Origin of the sequence: Nonomuraea sp. NPDC047529, from assembly GCF_040642995.1 — a bacterium.
Taxonomy (GTDB): Bacteria; Actinomycetota; Actinomycetes; order Streptosporangiales; family Streptosporangiaceae; genus Nonomuraea.
Window position 1 is genome coordinate 141,003 of sequence record NZ_JBEYTJ010000014.1, and the last position, 18,824, is coordinate 159,826.

Genomic DNA, 18,824 nt, shown 5'->3' on the forward strand with positions numbered 1-18,824 from the left:
GCCCGGTCACCTCGGAGCACACGGATGGACAACCGTCACTCACCCCGTATGTACGATCACAGAGAGTTTGCCCCGCTTTTACCGGGGATCACCCTAGCGGGCAGGAGTCCCATCTGCGCCCGTACCGACTGGTAGCCCGCGTCGGGTTCCGAGTCTGTCGGTGTGAAGCCGTACCTTAGTGCGCGTGTCCGAACAGCCCCTGACCCTCGACGCCGCCCTCTCCGAGGAGGCGGTCCTGTCGACCTACCGCCGCATGTTCGCCGCGCTGGCCCGTGACAGCGGCGCGGTGGTCGACGACCCCGCCCTGGTCGACATCGCCGAGACGCTGTTCGCGGCGTTCGCCGAGGCGGGCGAGGAGTGGCTGACGCACGAGCAGATGCGCTTCGCCTGCCGGGCCTACCCGAGCGACCAGTTCGACAACCGCCTGCGGGTGCTCAAGGGGCTCGGCGCGATCCGCGAGGTGTTCCCCAAGCCCAACCAGCTCCGCTACCGCGCCTCGTTCACCAGCGTGGTCGGCCTGATGTTCATCCGCCGCATGATGGACGACGGCGGCCAGTCCGAGATGCACCGCCTGCTCGCCCTGGAAGACCTCAACGTCGCCGACCCCCGCACCACGATGGAGGAGGCCCGGCAGAGCGCGGTCAACCTGGCCCGCGCGTTCCGCCTGTGGGCCCTGGAGCTGATCACGCTGACCACGGGCACGATCGAGGAGCTGCGCGAGCAGGCCCCCAAGCTGTGGGGCACCGAGGAGATCGCCCGGCGCGCCCAGGGCCTCCACGGCACGATCCTGACCCGCTGGCCCGAGCTCGACCGGGTCTGCACCGACCTGCGCGCGTCCATCTACTCCTACAGCGACGCCTCGCGCCGCGCCGCCGGCCGTCTGGCCGACTCGGCGGGTACCACCCGCAACCTGACGCTGCTGCCCACCGAGACGTGGCGCACGTTCTCCCAGACCGCCTCCAAGGAACGCCTGGCCTCGGTCCTCGACGGGTTCGTCTTCGACGCGCCCGCGCCGTGGCACGATCCGGCCGCCGTCGCGCGGGCGGTCGACGAGGCGCCGCGGCCGGCGCCCGTCCAGCCCACTCCCCCGCGTTCGGCACTGCCCGACCCCGGGCCGGAGGGCTCGCTCGACTCCTCGCCCGGGGCCGCCGTCGAGCGCCTCACCCAGGTGGCCGAGTCGCTGCTCGGCACGGCCTCGCGGGTCGCGCTGGCCGACGTGATCGGCTCCGACTGGCCCTCGGCCCGCCGCCTGCTCGCCGACCTGACCACCGCCGACCTGCGCCCCGAGCTGCCCTACCGGCTGGCCTGGTCCGACGGCCTGACCGTCGATCCCGACGGCGAGCCCGCGTGGCTCTCCCACGGCTACCTGGAGCGCACCTCATGACGTCCACCGGTTCTTCCGCGGGCCAGGCGCTCGCCCACGCGCGGGCGCGCTCCGGCGGGCCGCTGCGGCTGGGGGCCGGGGTGCCCGCGCCCGCCGGGATGACCCGGCTGACCCGTCCCGACTCCACCGGGCACGCGCTGCCGGTGTGGCCCGACGGGGTGACACCGTCGCTGCTGGAGGAGTACCAGGTCGCCGCCGTGCCGGTGGAGCGGGCCGGTGAGACGCGGCGGGTGCTGGCGGCCACGCTCAAGTGCTGCTGGAACGATCTTTCCGTCGATCCCTGGCCGGGCGATCCGGCGCCCGTCGAGCTGGTGCTCGACACGTACCGGGCGTTGATCGGGCGTACCGACGACCTGATGCGCAACTGGGCGCGGGGCGCGCTGCGGCGGCTGCACGACTCGGCGTGGATCGTCCTCGACGACGGGGTGGTGACGCTCGGGCCGCGCTGCGCGCTGTGGCCGGTGGAGTCGCACGCCCAGTTGCAGGAGCTGGTCCGCCGCCTGCCGGAGCCCGAGCGGCCGGAGCTCACCGTGGTGGCCGACGCCGACATCGTGGCCGCGGCGGTCCTGCCCCTGCCCGGCGCCGGTGGGCGGGCCGAGCCCGGCCTGGCGGAGTTCGACGACCTGCTGGGGGCCTACGACGAGCGGCGGCGGGCCGAGCTGGTGGCGGCGTTCATGGTGGTCGAGCACGCGGCCGATCCGGTCCCGGAGGGCCGATTCGCCGCGCTGCGCGATCCGGCGCTGCGCCACACGCTGGGCGAGATGCTGGCCCGCCGCGGCCGCGCCCTCATCCAGCTCCGCGAACGCTGGACCTCGGGCTACGACGACACCCACACGGCCGCCCTGGCCCGGCCCCAGGCCCCCGAGCCCCCGCCCGTCTCCCCGGCCGGAGATCCGCCCGCCCCCGAGGAAGAGGCCGAGAGGTCGGCGGATGCCGGGAGTGCGGGGCTCGGGGTCAGTGAGCGTGCGGTGCTGACGCTGGTGCTGGTGCACTCGGTCGCGATCCCCAGGGCCGAGGGCCTGCTGCCGGAGGACTCGTGGCTGTCGCCGCACCCCACCCCGGTCGACGAGCTGCGCCGCCACACCCAGGTCCCGATCGGCGAGCTGGAGTCGGCGCTGCGCACGCTGCGGCACGCCGGCCTGCTGGCCCAGGTGAAGGCCGGCGAGGAGGCGGGCGGCTACGTCCCGGGGCCGCAGTTCCACCGGCTCACGCCGGCGGCCAGGCGGCGGTTGCAGGAGGAGCTGATCCTGGCCGCCGGCCCGCACACGCCGCTCGCGGCAGCCGTACGCGCCCGCAGGTCGGCGCAGTGAACGTCATGACAGATGGAAGGGTTACGGGGGTTCGGGTGTCGCAGATGGAGAACGTCGTCGGAGACCGGGTGCTGATCGCCGTGCAGGCGGTCAACATCTCACGGCTCTCGACCCATCCGGTGCCCACGGTCCCCGGCACGCTCATCGTCGTCGCGGGCGCGGGCCCCAAAGACTCCAACGGCGCGGGCAAGTCGTCGTTCATCGCCTCGATCACGGCGCTGCTCGGCGACGAGCAGTGGCGGTTCGCCTCGGGCGCCAAGGCGGTCTCCGAGCTGCTCTTCAACGCCGAGCTGGCCAGCGGCGCGGGCGCCCGGCAGTGGGCGAGCGCCGACCACGGCTACATCGTGGGCGTCTTCGGCCCGCCCGGCATGGACTCCTTCTCCCCACCACCCGCCCCGGCTCCGGTCGAGCAGGTCGCCGGGCAGGACCTCACCCTGACCGAGGAGGGCGAGGAGGGCGAGGAGGACAGCGCGGAGGACAGCGCGGAGCTGTTCGAGGTGCCCGACACCTCCGGCGGGGCGATCACCGTGTGGCTCAAGGTCAACCAAGAGGCCCCCCACCTGGAGATCCGCTGGCGGGAGGGCGTCCACCTGGCCGCCTCGCCGTCCGAGGCCGAGCGGGTGGCGCGGGCCGACGAGATCTGGGCGTCGCTGCCCAGGTCCGCCGGCAAGCGCGACGTCGTGGCCCGCGACCTGACCAAGGTGCTCTACGGCGACCGGGTCAGGTGCGTGTCGTTCCTGTCCACGTCCGTGCGCAGCAAGGTCGCCACCAACCTGCTCTCCCAGCCGCTCAACGAGATCTCCCCCGAGCGCGTCTTCGAGGCCATCGCCGCGCTCACCGGCCTCGACGCCGAGCTGGAGCAGGAGCGCGAGGCCCGCCGCGACGAGCACGCCAAGCGGGTGCGGGCGGCGCAGGCGGCCGACCGGCTGGCCGAGTTCGAGGTGGAGTCGAAGGCGCTGCTCGGCACGTTCGACCGGCGCGACCAGGCCCGGGTGCGCCTGGCCGAGGCGTTGCGCTGCTGGCGCGGCAGGCAGGCGCGCAAGCTCGCCGACGCCGCCGCCAAGGACGAGCTGCTGGCCGCCGACCTCGGACGCCACCGCGCGGCCGGCGAGTCGGCGGCCGAGGCGATCGCGCTGGTCAAGGCCGAGATCACCACGCTGCGCGAGGATACCCTCGACCGCCAGGTGTCCCAGGCCCGCAAGGAGCTGGCCGCCCTGCAGGCCCGTACCACCAAGCTCGACGCCGACCGCGCGGTGGCCGAGAACTCCGCCGACGAGCTGCGGGCCGCGATCCCGGCCCTGGAGGAGACGCGCAGGTTCGCCGACGGGCGCGACGTGCCCGCCGCCGAGGGCGAGCTGCGGGAGGCCGGGCTCCGGCTCAACCAGGCGCTCAAGGCGCTCGGCGTGGCCGACCAGGAGGTGGCCTCGGCGCGGGCGGCGCTCGACGACGCGGAGGGCGGCCCGGCCGCGGCCCAGCTCGACGCCCTGTCGGCGGCGGGCGTCGGGGCGACCGGCCTGCTCGACGCTCTCGACGTGGCCGAGCAGGCCCGCGACGCCGCCCTTCCCGGCGGTGGCCTGCGCGGCTGGCCGCACGAGCACGCCGTCATCGTCGACGCCGCGCGGCTCGGCGAGGCGGCCCGCGCCCTGGCCGGCCTGCCGGGGTCCGTGCTGGTCAGCGCGGCCGGGGTGAGCGTGGTGGGGGCGTTCGACGGGGTGGCGACCGGGCGGGAGGCCCGGATCAAGGCCGCCGGGCAGCGGCTCAACCGGGCCGAGGACGCGCAGGAGAGCGCCGCGGCGGTGGTGCGCGAGGCCGAGGAGGCCGTCGCCGAGGCGCAGCGGCGGCTGGAGGGCGCGCGGGCCGGGGTGCGGCTGGCGGAGCTGGAAGACCGGCTCGCTGAGCGGCGTGAGCGGCTCGTCGGGCTCAACGCGGCGATCGAGGAGCTGGCGCCGAAGGTGGCCGAGGCCGAGCGGCAGGCGGGCGCGCTCGACTTCCGGGCCCGTACCCGGGACATGGAGATCGAGCGGCTCGACGGGCGGCGGCAGCGGCACGAGAGCGAGCGGGTGCAGGCCCGCGAGCAGGAGGCCAAGGTCACGGGCGAGCGCGAGGCGCTCAGGCTCGACGCGCTGGCCGCCGACTGGGGCGGCACGGTGGAGACGGCCCGCGAGTGGATCGCGGCGCTGGCCGAGGAGGAGCGTGCGCGGGCGGCCGAGGAGTGGTGGCGGATCGCCGAGCGCCACTTCGACCAGGCGCTGCGCGACACCTTCCCCGAGGAGGACGCGGAGATCCCGGAGGAGCTGGCGTTCCTGCTGTCCGAGCGGGGCGGCAGCACGGCGCGCGAGCAGGCGACGTTCGCGGCGGTGTGCGGGGCGCTGGCCTCCTACCTGCGCGGCCAGGAGGAGTACGAGAAGCACCAGCGGCGGCAGATCGAGGCGCAGGTCGTCTCCCGGCAGCGCGACCTGGCGGCGGCGGCCCGGGGCGCGGAGGAGGCGGCGCAGTCGACGGCCGTGCACCGGGCGGCGCTGACGGCGGCGATCAAGGCGCGGCTGACGCGGGTGGCCGAGGAGTTCGAGAAGCTCGACACCTCCTACGGCGGCTACGGCGCGACGCTGGAGTTCCCGGTGCCGCCCGCACCCGCCGACCCCGAGCAGCGCTGGCAGTGGCGGGTGACGCCGAAGTGGCGGCGGGGCGAGGGGCAGGGGTTCGTGCCGTACAACCGGCGGGCCAACACCGCGCTCATGGACGAGAAGGCCGTCAAGCTGGTGTGCGCGGCGGCCATCGCCTCCTCCGGCGGCGGCCATCTGTGCCTGGTGCTCGACGAGCTGGGCCGCAACCTGGGCAAGGAGCACCGCAGGGAGGCGGTCGCGCTGTTCCGGCGGATCGGCGAGACGTACGGGATCACGGTGATCGGGGCGTTGCAGGACGACATGGAGCCGTACGCGATCGACGCCTGCGGCCAGTACGTCAAGCTGCGGCGGTCGTCGGACGCGATGCCGTACAACGAGCCGCCGGTGATCGTGGGCCATGACCAGCACGCCGAGCGGGTGCGCTCGCTGGCCGCGTACGTCGACCGGGGTCAGCCGGTCGAGCACGCGGTCTAGCAGGCCCGCGGGGCAGGTGCGCGGGGGCGGGTGGGTCAGGCGGCGCGGTCGAGGTCGTCCGGGGCCAGGGCCTGGCGGAAGTCCTCCTCCGCGTGCTCGATGGCGGCGAGCTGCACCGCCTCCCGCCGGAACACCATCGACAGCCCCCAGTCGGCCAGCACCCGCGCCTTGTGGTTGAACGTCGGCACCCACGCCAGGTGGTAGGCCCGGTGCGCCAGCCAACCCAGGAACCCGGTCAGCCTGATCGAGTACACCTGGGCCACGCCCTGGTGATGACCGAGCCCGGCCACCGACCCCAGGTACGCGTGCCGGTACGCCTTCAGCTTCCGCCCCCTGACGTATGCCACCAGGTTGCGGGCCAGCAGCTTGGCCTGGCGCACCGCGTGCTGGGCGTTGGGCGCGGTGAACCGTCCCGGACTGGTCAGGTCGGGCACCGCCGCGCCGTCGCCGGCCGTGAACGCGTCCTCCAGGCCCGCCACCGTGAGGTATTCGGTGGCCTGCAACCGTCCGGCGGCGTCCACGGGCAGCCCGCTGCCGGCGGCGAGCGGGCTGGGCCGGCCGCCGGCCGCCCACACCAGCGTCCCGGCCTCCAGCGACGTGCCGTCCGACAATGTCGCCACGCCGCCCTCGGCCGAGGCCAGCCGGGTCTCCAGCCGCACGTCCACGCCCCGGGCGCGCAGCGCGTCCACGGTCCAGCGGCCGAGGTCGGGGTGGAGTTCGGGCAGGATGCCGCCGGTCGCCTCGACCAGTGTCCAGCTCAGCTCGGCGGGCGCGATCCCGTCGTGGTAGCGCAGCGCCTCGTCGGCCAGCCCCTGCATCTCGGCCAGCGCCTCGGCGCCCGAGAACCCGCCGCCGACCACCACGAACGTCAGCGCCCTGCGCCGCACCTGCGGGTCGTCGGTCGAGGCGGCCGCGGCGAGCTGGGTCAGGACGTGGTTGCGCAGGTGCACGGCCTCGCCGAGGCTCTTGAACCCGACCGCGTGCTCGGCCAGCCCGGGGATGGGCAGCGCGCGGGTGATCGACCCGGCCGCCATCACGAGGATGTCGTACGTGAGCGTCCTGGCCGGCCCCTGGACCGGCTGGAACCGCGCGGTGCGGTTCTCGTGGAACACGCGGGTGACGCGGCCCGTGAGCACCTGCGCGCCCTTGAGCACCCGGTTGAGCGGGGCGACGACGTGGCGGGGCTCGATCGTCCCGCCGACCGCCTCGGCCAGGAACGGCTGGTACGTCATGTACCCCCGCGGATCGACCACGGTGACCGTCACCTCGCCCGACCGGATCAGCCGCCGCAGCCCGAGGGCCGTGTACATCCCGACATATCCACCGCCGACGATCAGAATGTGCTTGCTCATCGCCCGCTCCTCCTTCATCAGGTTCTGCATCAGGAGGACGAGACAGCCCCGGCGAATGTGACCGGAAAAATAGGGTTATTTGAGTGATGTGCCGCCGGTCTCCGGCAGGGCGAGCAGGCACAGCAGGCTCAGCAGGGCCATCGCCGAGACGTACAGGCCGACGCCCATGACGCCGAGGGCGCTCGTCTGCAGGCTGGTGGCGACCAGCGGCGGCACCGCGCCGCCCAGGACGCCGCCGAGGCTGTAGGCGACCGAGGCGCCGCTGTAGCGGAACTCCGTCCTGAACAGCTCGGGCAGATACGCCCCCATCGGCCCGAAGATCAACCCCATCAGCCCGAGCGCGCCGGCCAGCGCCAGCCCGGCCAGGACGACCGACCCGGTCTCCATCAGCGGGAACATCACCAGGCCCCACGCGACGGCGGCGGCCGTGCCGGCGAGGAGGGTGCGGCGGCGGCCCAGCCGGTCGCTGACCACCGCCGAGACGACCGTGCCCGCACCCATGAACAGCACGCCGATCATGGTCAGGCTCAGCATGGTCGTCTTCGGGATGCCGAGGGTGGCGGTGCCGTAGGACAGGCAGTAGGTGGTGGCGGTGTAGAAGAGCGTGTAGGCGACGGTCATCGCGCCGGCGGCGAGCAACACCCGCCGCCACTGGTGGCGCATCAGGCCGGCGAACGGCACCTTGGCGATGCGGCGCTCGTCCATGGCGGCCCGGAAGACCGGCGTCTCGGAGATCCTCAGGCGCACGTAGAGGCCGACGACGACGAGGAGCAGGCTGGCCACGAACGGCAGCCGCCATCCCCAGTCGCCGAACTGCTCGTCGGTCAGCGTCTCACCGAGGATCAGGAACAGCCCGTTGGCCACGATGAACCCGGCCGACGGGCCGAGCTGGGGGAACATCGCGTACAGACCGCGCTTGCCGGGCGGGGCGTGCTCGGTGGCCAGCAGCGCCGCGCCGCCCCACTCGCCGCCCAGGCCGATGCCCTGGGTGAACCGCAGCAGCACCAGCAGCACGGGCGCGGCCACGCCGATGGCGGCGTAGCCGGGCAGGAGGCCGATCGCCACCGTCGACAGGCCCATCACCAGCAGCGAGACGACCAGCATCGACTTGCGCCCCACGCGGTCGCCCCAGTGGCCGAACACCGCCGACCCGAGCGGGCGCGAGACGAACGCCACCGCGAACGTCGAGAACGCGGCCAGGCGGCCGGCCACCGGGTCCATGCCGGGGAAGAACGCGGTGTTGAGCACCAGCGCGGCGGCGGTCCCGTAGATGTAGAAGTCGTAGAACTCGATCGCGGTGCCCATGAGGCTGGCCATGGCGATCCTGGTCGTGCTGGGCGCCGCGGCCCGGGGGGAGGTCTTCACATTGCTTCTCACTATCCGGACTGACATCTTGTCAAGCGGTACAACGACGCTACCACCTGCGCAATGTCACACAGCCGCCCGATAGATTCGACCGCAAACGTCACTTTTTGGGAGGTTCACACCTTGGCCGTCGAACTGGTCATCTTCGACTGTGACGGGGTGCTCGTCGACAGCGAGCGCATCTCGGTACGTGTGGGCACCGCCGCCCTGCGCCGCCTGGGCTGGACGATCGACGAGACCGAGTACGCCGAGCGCTTCGTCGGCTGCAGCAACGAATACTGGGACGAGCAGGTCGGCGAGACGCCCCCGGGCTGGCGCGACCAGATCACCCAGGAGTACCTGGCCGCGATGGCGGCCGAACTGTGCGCGATCGAGGGCATCGAGTCCGCCCTCGACCGCCTGGACATCCCCAAGTGCGTGGCCTCCAACGGCCGGCACGCCAACGTCCGCAAGAGCCTGGAGCTGACCGGCCTCGCCCGGCACTTCGACGGCCGCGTCTTCAGCGCCGAGGACGTGGCCCGCGGCAAGCCCGCCCCCGACCTGTTCCTGCATGCGGCGGCTACGATGGGCGCGGCCCCCGAGGGGTGCGTGGTGATCGAGGACAGCCCGTTCGGCGTGCGGGCGGCGATGAGCGCGGGGATGCGGTGCCTGGCGTTCGCGGGCGGCCTGACGCCGCCCTCGCGCCTCACCGGCCTGGGCGCCACCCTCTTCCACGACCCCACCACCATCCCCGACCTGATCACCACCCTCCCCTGACGCCCCGGACCGGCCCCCCCTTCCTCGCGACGCCCGAACCAGCTCCCGGCCCGCCCCAACCTGACGCCCGCCTCCCCAGCTACCCCAGCGGAGGCGGGGCGGGGCGGCGGGGCGACTGGTGGGTGGGCATATCGGGGCTGCCCGGGATGCACGAGCAGGGCGTCACGCCTCGCCGTATCGGGCGGGTGGGCAGGTGGGGTCGAGGCGGTCGGCGGTGCGGCGTAGCGAGTGTGCGAGCCGGGCCCGTACGGCGACCCGTTCCGGATCCGGTCTGCGCGGCGCCCCCGGCAGGGCCGCGTCGAGCGAGTCGCGGAACCCCATCGCCGTCCGGTGCGCGAGAACCTGCATGGCATCCATGTCTCTCCTCCTTAATCAATTAAGACCTTAATCAATTAAGAACGCACCGGCAAGGCCGTTCGATACGGTTGGACGATGGCAAGGGTCACCCTGCAGACGATCGCCGACAGGCTCGGCGTGTCCCGCGCCACCGTGTCGTACGCCTTCTCCCGGCCCGACCAGCTCAGCGACGGGCTGCGGCGGCGCATCCTGGAGGTGGCCGACGAACTCGGCTACGCGGGCCCCAACCCGACGGCGCGCTCGCTCCGGCTCGGCCGCGCCGGCGCGCTCGGCCTGCTGTTCAGCGAGACGCTGGCCTACGCCTTCGCCGACCCGTACGCGCTCGGGTTCTTCCGGGGGCTCGCCACGGCGGCCGAGGAGGCGGGCGTCGGCCTGCTCATCCTGCCGCTGCCGCACGGCGACCGGCGCAGCGACACCGTGCGTGACGCGGTGGTCGACGCGTTCTGCGTGGTCTCGCTGCCCGACGGCCATCCGGCGCTGGCCGAGGTGCTGGCCAGGAAGCTGCCCGTCGTCGTGGTGGACGAGCCGTACGTGCCCGGCCACCCCTTCGTCGGCATCGACGAGCCCGCCGCCGGGGCCGCCGCCGCCGCGCACGTGCTCGGCCTCGGGCACCGGCGGGTCGCGGTGGCGATGGTCGGCCTGCACGACGACGGCCACACCGGCTGGGCCGACCGCGCCCGCCAGGAGGGCGCGGTGTTCGCGGCGATGCGCGCCCGGCGCGGCGGCTACCAGGCCGCCTGCGAGCAGGCCGGCCTCGACTGGGACGACGTGCCCTGCTACGAGGTCGCCAGGAACTCGCGGGAGGCGGGCAGGAAGGCCGGCCACGCGCTGCTGCGGCTGGACCCCCGCCCCACGGCGATCCTGACCAACACCGACGTGCTCGCCCTCGGCGTTCTCGACGCCGCCGCCGACCTGGGCCTCGACGTGCCGGGCGAGTTGTCGGTCGTCGGGTTCTCCGACAGCGCGGCCGAGGAGGCGGGGCTCACCACGATCCGGCAGGCCAAGCAGGAGATCGGGGAGGCGGCCGGGCGGCTGCTGCTGTCGGGGGCCGCGGCCCGGCCGGAGCGGCGGCTGTTCCCGTACGAGCTGATCGTGCGCGCCTCGACCGCGCCGCCGGCTAGCTGACCAGTGTCGAGCCTCTGCGGGTCTTGCCCACCTTGAGCTGCACGGGGATGCGCGTGCGCAGCTCGCCGACGTGGCTGACGATGCCGACCGCGCGGCCGCCGTCGCGCAGCCCGTCGAGGATGTCGAGCACGTCGTCGAGGGTGTCCTCGTCGAGGGTGCCGAAGCCCTCGTCCACGAACAGCGTGCCGACCTCCGCGCCGCCCGCCTCGGCCGTGACCACGTCGGCCAGGCCGAGCGCGAGCGCGAGCGAGGTGATGAAGCTCTCGCCGCCCGACAGGGTCGCCGGGTCGCGGTCGACGCCGGTCCAGGCGTCGGCCACCTTCAGGCCCAGCCCGCCGCCCGAACGCGCCCGCGATCCGGCGGTCTTGCGCAGGTCGTGCCGGAGCAGGTAGCGGCCGGACGACATGTGGTCGAGGCGTTCGTTGGCGGCGTCGACGACCTGCCTGAGCCGCTCCCCCAGCACGAACGACGTCAGGCTCATGTTCCACTGGTTGTCGCCGGACGTGCCCGAGGCCAGCGCCGCCATGCGTTCGGCCAGCCGGTGCCGCTCGGCCGCGGGGCGCCACCGCTCGATGCGCGCCGCCAGCTCCTCGCGCAGCTCGGCGAGGCGTCCGGCCCTGGCCACCGCCCGGTCGCGCTCGCTGGCCAGCCGCGTGTACGCCTCCTCCGCCGTGTCCCGCTCGGCCCCGGCCGCCGCCAGGTCCGGCTCGGGCTCGGCGGCGGCGGCGACCAGCTCGGGGTCGGCCAGCAGGGCGGTGACGGCGGCGTGCTGGTCGTCCAGCCGCCGCAGCAGCTCCGCCCTGCCCTCCCGCTCGGCCGGGCTCCGGTACGCCTCCTCCGCCTCCCGCGCGTCGGCGAACCCGGCCTCGGCCGCCGCCCGCTCGGCCGCCTCGACGGCGGAGTCGAGTTCGCCGGCCGCCGCGACCGACGCCCTGGTGGCCTCCAGCGCCTCCCGCAACAGCTCGGCCTCGTCGTGGAGCCTGGACAGGCGGGCCGTCAGGGTCGGGTCTCCGCCCCGGGCCGCGTCGAGCCGTGCCGTCAGCCGCCCGGCGTCGCCGCTCAACTCCTCCTGCCTGGTACGTCCGGCCGCCAGCCGCGCCGTGACGCGCCGACCCTGTTCCTCGAGCTCGGCACGTTCGCGGCCGAGCGCGGCCACCTCGGCCGCCGCACCCGGTTCCCTGGCCGCCACCGCCGCCAGCCGCCGCAGCTCCTCCTCGGCTGCCCTCAGCACCCGCACCCCGTCGACCTCGGAACCCGTGTCGGCGTCGGCCGTCCCGGGCCCGTCCGCCGCGAGGGGGCCGTCCGGCTGGGAAGGGTGGAGGGTCTGGGCGAGCCGGGTGTGCAGACGAGTGCGCTCGGCGGTGAGCCGGGTGCGATGGGCGTGGTGGGCGGCGAGCGCCTCGGCGATCTCCCTGGCCTGGTCTCTGACGTGGTCGCGCTCGCCTTCGAGGCGGTCGAGCGCGTCGGCGAGGACGGGCTCCCGGTCGGCGACCGACCGCAGCCGGGCCAGCTCCCGCTCGGCCGCGAGCACGCGTTCGGAGGCGGAGTCGGCGGACAGCCCCTCGGTGGCCTCCGAGGCGTCGGCGAGCCGGGACTCGATCGAGGCCAGAACGCGCTCGGCGGCCTCCCGGTCGGCCGCGGCCGACTCGTGGGCGGTCTCGGCGGCGTGCTCGTCCTCGGGCGAGGGGGCGCTGGGGGCCGGTGAGGCGGGCATGGGGTGGTGCTCGGAGCCGCAGACCGCGCACGGACGCCCGTCGGCCAGGTCGCGGGCCAGCTCCGCCGCCATGCCGTCGATCCTGGCCTGGCGCAGGTCGAGCCAGCGTTCGCGGGTCTCCTGGGCGCGGTCGACCAGGGCCTGGTGGGCGGCGGCGGCCGACTCCAGCTCGGCGGCCAGGGCGTCGCGGCGGTGCGCGGCCTCCAGGGCGGAACGGGCGGCGTCGAGCTGCGCGGCGGCGGCGGGGACGGCCGCCGCCTCGGCGCGCACCTCGGCCAGGGCGGCGCTCGCCTCGGCCAGCCGGGCGGGGAGCTCGGCCTCGGCGGCCGACACCTCGGCCTCGCGCCGCGCCAGCGTTTCGAGCTCGCCGGCCAGGGCGGTGAGCTCGCGGTCGACGTCGATCAGGTCGGCGGCGGCGTCGCGTACGGCCTGGGCCGCCGGGATGCGCGCCGCGGCCACCCGCGCGCCGGCGAGCCTGCCCTCGGCCTCCTCGATCAGCCCCGGCAGGACGCCGAGCCGCGCGGCCACGGCCTCGTCGGCTCCGACCAGCTCGGCCAGCTCCTGCTCCACCCGCAGCAGGTCGCGCCGGACGACCGACAGCCGGGCCTCCTCGGTGAGCAGCTCGGACAACCGGGCCGGCTCGGCCCGCCGCTCCCGTTCCAGGCTCTCCAGCTCCTCCACCGACGGCCCCCCGCCGCCCGCGGGCCCGCCGTCGCGCCGGGCCGGTGGGGTGAGGAGGTGGCGGGCGCGGGCCAGGGCGTCGGCGACCATGGCGCGGGCCTTGGCTGCGGCCTCGGCGCGCTGCCCGGCGGCCGTGACCAGCGGGAGCACCCGGTCGGCGCGGACGGCGTCGTCGAGGACGGCCTGGAGGTCGGCGCGTTCGTCGGCGCGCTCGTCGAGGGTGCGGCGCAGGGTCAGGGCCTCGGCGTGGCGGCGCCGGCGTTCGGCGAGGGCGGCGGCCTGCTCGAACCGCGACCGCGCCGCCCGCGCGGCCTCGCCCGCGGCGGCGTGCCGCTCCTCGCACCGGTGGACGACGGCCCGCGCCGCGTCGAGCAGCGCGCCCGCCCACGCGAGCGGATCGTCGTCCGCCGACGGCGGCCCGCCGACGGCGAGCACGTCGAAGAGGGCGGGCCCGGCGGCCTCTTCCAGGCGCTTGACGGCGAAGGCCACCTCCCGCCCCAGCTCCTGCTCCTCCCGCCCCGTGGCCCGCCGCAGCTCGGCCAGCCATGACTCGGCCTGGGTGAACACCTTGACGGTGAACAGCCGCTCCAGCAGCCGGGAGCGGTCGTCGCCGTCGGCGCGCAGGAACTTGGCGAAGTCGCCCTGCGGCAGCATCACCACCTGGCAGAACTGCTCGGCGTTCATCCCGAGCAGCCCGCCCACCAGGTCGCCCGCCTCGTCGAGCCGGGTCGTGAGCCCCTGCCAGGCCGACCCGTGGCGCTCCTCGACGACGACCTTGGCCTTCTCCTCGGTGAACCCGGCGCCGCGCAGCTTGGGACGCTGCCAGGACGGCGACCGCCGGATGCGCAGCGACCGGCCCCGGATCGAGACCTCCAGCGTCACCGACGGCCCGGTGCCGGCGGGCGCGTGGTCGCAGCGCAGGCTGCGGGCGCTGTTGCGCTGGCCGGGCACGACGCCGTAGAGGGCGAAGCAGAGCGCGTCGAGGATCGTGGTCTTGCCCGCCCCGGTGGGCCCGTGGATGAGGAACAGGCCGGCCTCGGTCAGGGCGTCGAAGTCGACCGTCTCGGTGCCGGGGAAGGAGCCGAAGGCCGTGAGGGAGAGCCGGTGGGGTCGCATCTACGCCATCACCTCCTTCACCCGCGACGCCTCGATCGCCCGTCTGAGCAGGTCTTCCTCCTCGGGCGCGGCGGGCTCGCCGCGCACCTCGCGGACGAAGTCGAGGGCGACCTCCGCCTCGGGCCGCCCGCTGACCTTCACCGGCCCGGCGGCCGGCGCGGCGCCCACCGGCTCGAAGGACAGCGCGAGGGCGTGCGGGAAGCGGGCGCGCAGCCGGTCCATGGCCTGCTTGGGACGGACGGCGTCGGTCAGGGTGATCTGCAGCCAGTGGTCTTCGTAGGAGGCGAAGGCGGGCTGCGTGAGCAGGTCGTCGAGGTCGCCTCGGAGCCGCCCGACCGGCCGGGGCACGGGCGCGGGCACGAACTCCGCGCCCGACCCGAGTGTGACCAGCCAGCAGCCCTTGACGTGGCCGGTCTCGGAGAAGGAGTAGGCCAGCGGGGAGCCGGAGTAGCGGACGGTCTCGGACATGCGCTGGCGGCCGTGCAGGTGGCCGAGCGCGACGTAGTCGACGCCGTCGAAGGCCGACAGGGGCACGTGGGAGACGCCGCCCACGCTGATGTCGCGCTCGCTGTCGCTGGCCTGCCCGCCGGTCACGAAGCAGTGGGCCAGCACGACGGCGGCCCGATGGCGTACGGCGTCGGCGCGGACGCGGCTCATCGCGTGGGAGAGCGCGGCGGTGTGGCCGCGGTCGGGCAGCTGCCAGGGGGCGCGCACCAGCTCCGGTTCCAGGTAGGGGATGCCGTAGAAGGCGACGTCGCCGACCAGCACCGGCTCCCACGACCGGTCGGGCTCGGTGCGGACGTGCACCCCCGAGGACTCGAACAGCGCCGACCCGAACCCCAGCCGCAGCGCCGAGTCGTGGTTGCCGCTGATCAGGACCACCCGCGCCCCGGCGGCGCGCAGGCGGGCGAGCGCGTCGGAGAGCAGGGCCACCGCGTCGACCGGCGGCAGGGCGCGGTCGTAGACGTCGCCGGAGACGGCCACGACGTCGACGCGCTCGGCGCGCACCGTCTCGACCAGGTGGTCCACGAACGCGGCCTGCGCCCCGAGCAGGCTCTCCCGATGGAAGGAGCGCCCGAGGTGCCAGTCGGAGGTGTGCAGGATCCGCATGTCGCAGGAAGCTAACATCTCTCACCGACAAATGCGGCCCCTCCCGTCACAGAAGCCGGGAGTAGGCTGGATGATCGGCGGGCAAACCAACGCACATGGGGAGGCCGATGCGCACTGGCCGTGGCACCTTGAGCGTCGCCGCCGGCCTGGTGCTGGTGGCTCTTGCGTCAGTCGGTTACGTGCTGCCGCCCGCGTTCGACCCGCCGCCCCTGAAGGCGGACCCGGCGTTCGCGGCGATCCCGGCGCAACCGGCGGACGAGCTGCGCCCGGTGGTCTCCGCCGACCCCGTGCGGCGGGAGGAGATCTCGCTGCCGGCCGAGGGCCAGCGTCTGGAGGGCACCTTACGCGTGCCGCTCACGCCCGGCCCGCACCCGGCGATGGTGTTCGTGTCGGGATCGGGCAACGGGTCGCGGACGGAGTTCACGCCGCAGGCGGAGTTCCTGGCCAGGGCGGGCGTGGCGACGATCGCGTTCGACAAGCGCACGGTCGGCTACGACTTCCGGGAACGCGATTTCGGCCTGCTCGCCGACGACGCGCTGCGCATGGTGGAGTACCTGCGCACCCGGCCGGAGGTGGACGCCGCGCGCGTCGGGCTGTGGGGGGTCAGCGAGGGCGGCTGGGTCGTCCCGATCGCGGCGGCCAAGAGCGCGGCGGTGGGCTTCACGGTGCTCGTCTCCTCGCCGAACGTCTCGCCGCTGCGGCAGGTCGCCTGGGCCCTGAACGAGCAGCTGGTACGGCTGCACGCCCCCATCGGCGCCCGTGACCTGCTGACCAGGGCGATGGGCGGCGTCGGCTTCAACTTCCTGCGCTACGACGCGATGCCCGCCTTACGGCAGGTCAGGCAGCCGGTCCTGGCGTTCTACGGCACGACCGACCCCTCGATCCCCTTCGTGGAGTCCACCAGGGCGCTGGTCACGGCGCTCACCGAGGCGGGCAACGACCGGTACACGATCCGTTTCATGGACCAGGGCGACCACGCGATGCGGGTCAACGGCGGCCCGTTCACCAGGGGTTACCTGGAGACCCTGGCCAACTGGATCACCGGCCTGCCCGCCACCGCCAGGCCGTCCGTGCACATGGCGGGCAGCACGCCGGTCCAGCGGTTCGAGGCCAGCGACGTGCCCGCGGCCCCCTGGTACGCCGGCGGCACGATGCTCGGGCTGACCATCTGCCTGGCCGCCGTCGGGTACGTGGCGGGCCCGGTGGCGGCGATGGTCGTCCGGCTGCGCGGCCACGGCAGGCCGCCCGTGGAGACCAACGCCCGGTTGTGGCCGCCGATCCGGCGCAGGCTGCGCAGGATGGCGTGGACGGGCCTCGGCCTGCTGGCGTCGGTCGTGGCGTTCATCACGCTGCTGGTGCTGTTCTCGGTGAACCAGGCGGGCGCCTGGCCGGCCGTGCTGGCGGGCTGGCTGGTGGTCCGCGTGCTGGCCGTGCTCATGCTGGTCCAGGAGGTCACGGCGGTGGCCGCGTACGTGTCGGCGCTGCGCGAGGGCATGCAGCCGACCCGGTGGCAGTACGTGGCGATCGGCGGCGTGCTCGGCGGCACCGGGCTGCTGCTGGTGGCGGCGGCCTACTACGGCCTGTTCGCGTTCCCCTGGTAGGCGTTCATCCAGCGGTCCAGCTCGGCGAAGACCTGCTTGCGCGCGGGCTCGGCCGACAGCACCAGGTCGTGCAGGCCGTCCTGGATCCGCACGCAGGTGACGTGGGGGCCGATCGAGGTGGCCCAGCGGGCCATGTGGGCGGGGTCGAGCACGATGTCGGCCGAGCGCGCCTCGGGCACGAAGTCGCGGACCCGCAGGCCGGTCGAGGAGGCCAGGACGAGCACCGGCACGTCCACCGCCAGTCCCCGGTGCAGCCGCCGCTGGGCCCGCCGGACGGCGGCCAGCCACATGCCGTGCACGGAGAACCCGACCAGCGGCTTGAGCTCCAGGTCGTAGTCCCATTCGCCCTGCTCGGTGCGGTGCAGGCTCTGGCCGTAGGCGGTGCTGATGCCCAGGGGCAGCGGGCGGCGGACGTAGGACATCGGGGTTTTGAGCAGGTCGGCGGCCAGCCGGAGCGGGGCGGGCACGTTGAGGTCGAGGAACGGGCTGTTGAGCACGAGCCCCTGCACCAGCCCCCGGCCGCGGACGCGGTCGGCCCACAGCGCGGCGATCAGGCCGCCGGTGGAGTGGGCGTTGACGGTCAGCTCGTCGTGGTCGCGGCGGATGAGGCGGACTGCCTCGTCGATCTCGGGGAAGTAGTCGGTGATGCTCCTGATCAGCCCCCTGGTCTGGTGCGGGAGCAGTGAGCGGCCGTACTTGCGCAGGTCGAGGGCGTAGAAGTCGATGCCGCGCTGGACGTAGTAGTCGGCCAGATGGTCCTGGAAGAAGTAGTCGGTGAACCCGTGGACGTAGAGCACCGCCCTGCGCGAACCGGCCTTCCTGGCAATCAGGGTCGCGACGACCTCGCCCTCGAAGTCGGGCTGCATGGGGAGAACGGTGATCTCGTACATATCAGACAGAATATGGATTGTCCGGCCATGAGGGGATGCCGGGCGGAAGGTTGGTGCTTACCTTCATCGGGAAGTCGGCCTGGCGCTTCTCCAGGAACGCCGTCACCCCCTCCACCGTGTCGGCCGCGCCGCCGAGTTCGGCCATGAGCCTGGAGTCGGCCGCGTGCGCCTCCCACGGCGAGGCCGCCGACAGGCCCGACCACATCAGCCTGCGCACGACGGCGACGGAGACGGCCGAGGTGTTGCCGGCGATCTCGCGGCCCAGCGCGTACGCGGCGGGCAGCAGCTCGTCGTCGGGCAGCACCCGTGACACCAGGCGGCCCTCCAGCGCCTCGGCGGCGGGGAAGATCCGGCCGGTCACGGCCCACTCCATGGCCCGGGAGATGCCGACCACCCGGGGCAGGAACCAGCTCGACGCCGCCTCGGTGACGATGCCGCGCCGGGCGAACACGAACCCGAACCTGGCACTCTCGGCGGCCAGCCGCACGTCCATGGGCAGTGTCATCGTGACGCCCACGCCCACCGCCGGGCCGTTGATCGCGGCGATGACGGGCTTGAGCGAGGCGGCGATCCGCAGCGCGACCGTGCCGCCGCCGTCGCGCGGCGCGCCGTCGACCAGCTCGGCCTTCTCCCCATGGCCGGGCGCCCGGTGGTCGAAGGTGTCGCCGCCGCCGCTCAGGTCGGCCCCGGCGCAGAAGGCGCGTCCGGCCCCCGTGACCACCACCGCGCGCACGTCGTCGTCGGCGTCGGCGAGGTCGAACGCGCTGATCAGCTCGGCGCGCATGGTCAAGGTGAACGCGTTGAGCCGCTCGGGGCGAGACAGTGTGATGGTGGCGACGCGATCGGCCACGTGGTACTCGATCTCGGAGAAGGCCATGACCCGAATCTTATTCGGTTACCGATGTTCACCCTCCGATAAAGACATATTTCGCATCCAATGCGTAGGCTGCCCGCGCTGTTCGTGC

Annotated in this window: 13 protein-coding genes; 6 read left to right on the plus strand and 7 right to left on the minus strand. The window is 74.3% G+C overall.

The annotated features are described in order from the left end of the window. Positions 1-184: 184 nt before the first annotated feature. From ABZ815_RS23495 to ABZ815_RS23505, 3 genes are read left to right on the plus strand one after another with little or no spacing between them, the layout of a single operon-like run. On the plus strand, positions 185-1,384 hold the full coding sequence (locus ABZ815_RS23495; protein ID WP_357701208.1) for a hypothetical protein: 1,200 nt from the start codon (positions 185-187) through the stop codon (positions 1,382-1,384). Next, on the plus strand, positions 1,381-2,694 hold the full coding sequence (locus tag ABZ815_RS23500) for a hypothetical protein (RefSeq protein WP_357701210.1): 1,314 nt from the start codon (positions 1,381-1,383) through the stop codon (positions 2,692-2,694). The genes ABZ815_RS23495 and ABZ815_RS23500 overlap by 4 nt, the downstream gene beginning before the upstream one ends. Before the next feature lie 44 nt (positions 2,695-2,738). Then, positions 2,739-5,792 (plus strand): chromosome partitioning protein ParA, encoded by a 3,054-nt coding sequence (locus ABZ815_RS23505; protein ID WP_357701211.1) that lies wholly within the window; start codon positions 2,739-2,741, stop codon positions 5,790-5,792. 35 nt (positions 5,793-5,827) lie between these two features. Here the strand turns inward: ABZ815_RS23505 and ABZ815_RS23510 are convergent, their stop codons facing one another. Both ABZ815_RS23510 and ABZ815_RS23515 read right to left on the minus strand, forming a co-directional pair. Next, positions 5,828-7,144, minus strand: coding sequence for an NAD(P)/FAD-dependent oxidoreductase (locus tag ABZ815_RS23510; protein ID WP_357701213.1), 1,317 nt, complete (start codon positions 7,142-7,144; stop codon positions 5,828-5,830). A 75-nt stretch (positions 7,145-7,219) separates the two neighbouring features. Then, positions 7,220-8,509, minus strand: a complete 1,290-nt coding sequence (locus ABZ815_RS23515) for an MFS transporter (protein ID WP_357701215.1) — start codon at positions 8,507-8,509, stop codon at positions 7,220-7,222. Positions 8,510-8,632: 123 nt separating this feature from the next. On the opposite strand from ABZ815_RS23515, the gene ABZ815_RS23520 reads away from it, so the two are divergent. Further along, a complete protein-coding gene (locus tag ABZ815_RS23520; protein WP_357701217.1) occupies positions 8,633-9,265 on the plus strand; it encodes an HAD family hydrolase in 633 nt (210 codons plus the stop codon). A gap of 162 nt (positions 9,266-9,427) precedes the next feature. On the opposite strand, the gene ABZ815_RS23525 is transcribed toward ABZ815_RS23520, so the two are convergent. Further along, positions 9,428-9,622 carry a hypothetical protein gene (locus tag ABZ815_RS23525; RefSeq protein ID WP_357701219.1) on the minus strand — a complete coding sequence of 65 codons (195 nt, stop codon included), beginning with the start codon at positions 9,620-9,622 and terminating at the stop codon, positions 9,428-9,430. A 75-nt stretch (positions 9,623-9,697) separates the two neighbouring features. On the opposite strand from ABZ815_RS23525, the gene ABZ815_RS23530 reads away from it, so the two are divergent. Continuing rightward, positions 9,698-10,747, plus strand: a complete 1,050-nt coding sequence (locus ABZ815_RS23530) for a LacI family DNA-binding transcriptional regulator (protein WP_357701221.1) — start codon at positions 9,698-9,700, stop codon at positions 10,745-10,747. Here the strand turns inward: ABZ815_RS23530 and ABZ815_RS23535 are convergent. Further along, positions 10,740-14,258, minus strand: coding sequence for an AAA family ATPase (locus tag ABZ815_RS23535; protein ID WP_357701223.1), 3,519 nt, complete (start codon positions 14,256-14,258; stop codon positions 10,740-10,742). The two genes, ABZ815_RS23530 and ABZ815_RS23535, sit on opposite strands and share 8 nt — an antisense overlap. Further along, positions 14,259-15,368, minus strand: coding sequence for an exonuclease SbcCD subunit D (locus tag ABZ815_RS23540; protein WP_357701224.1), 1,110 nt, complete (start codon positions 15,366-15,368; stop codon positions 14,259-14,261). Positions 15,369-15,475: 107 nt separating this feature from the next. Here ABZ815_RS23540 and ABZ815_RS23545 point away from each other — a divergent pair, with 107 nt between their 5' ends. After that, positions 15,476-16,969, plus strand: coding sequence for a prolyl oligopeptidase family serine peptidase (locus ABZ815_RS23545; protein WP_357701226.1), 1,494 nt, complete (start codon positions 15,476-15,478; stop codon positions 16,967-16,969). On the opposite strand, the gene ABZ815_RS23550 is transcribed toward ABZ815_RS23545, so the two are convergent. Both ABZ815_RS23550 and ABZ815_RS23555 read right to left on the minus strand, forming a co-directional pair. Next, on the minus strand, positions 16,942-17,859 hold the full coding sequence (locus ABZ815_RS23550) for an alpha/beta hydrolase (protein WP_357701228.1): 918 nt from the start codon (positions 17,857-17,859) through the stop codon (positions 16,942-16,944). The two genes, ABZ815_RS23545 and ABZ815_RS23550, sit on opposite strands and share 28 nt — an antisense overlap. A 1-nt stretch (position 17,860) precedes the next feature. Beyond that, complete coding sequence (locus tag ABZ815_RS23555) at positions 17,861-18,736, minus strand: enoyl-CoA hydratase-related protein (RefSeq protein ID WP_357701230.1); 876 nt, start codon at positions 18,734-18,736, stop codon at positions 17,861-17,863. Positions 18,737-18,824: the final 88 nt, after the last annotated feature.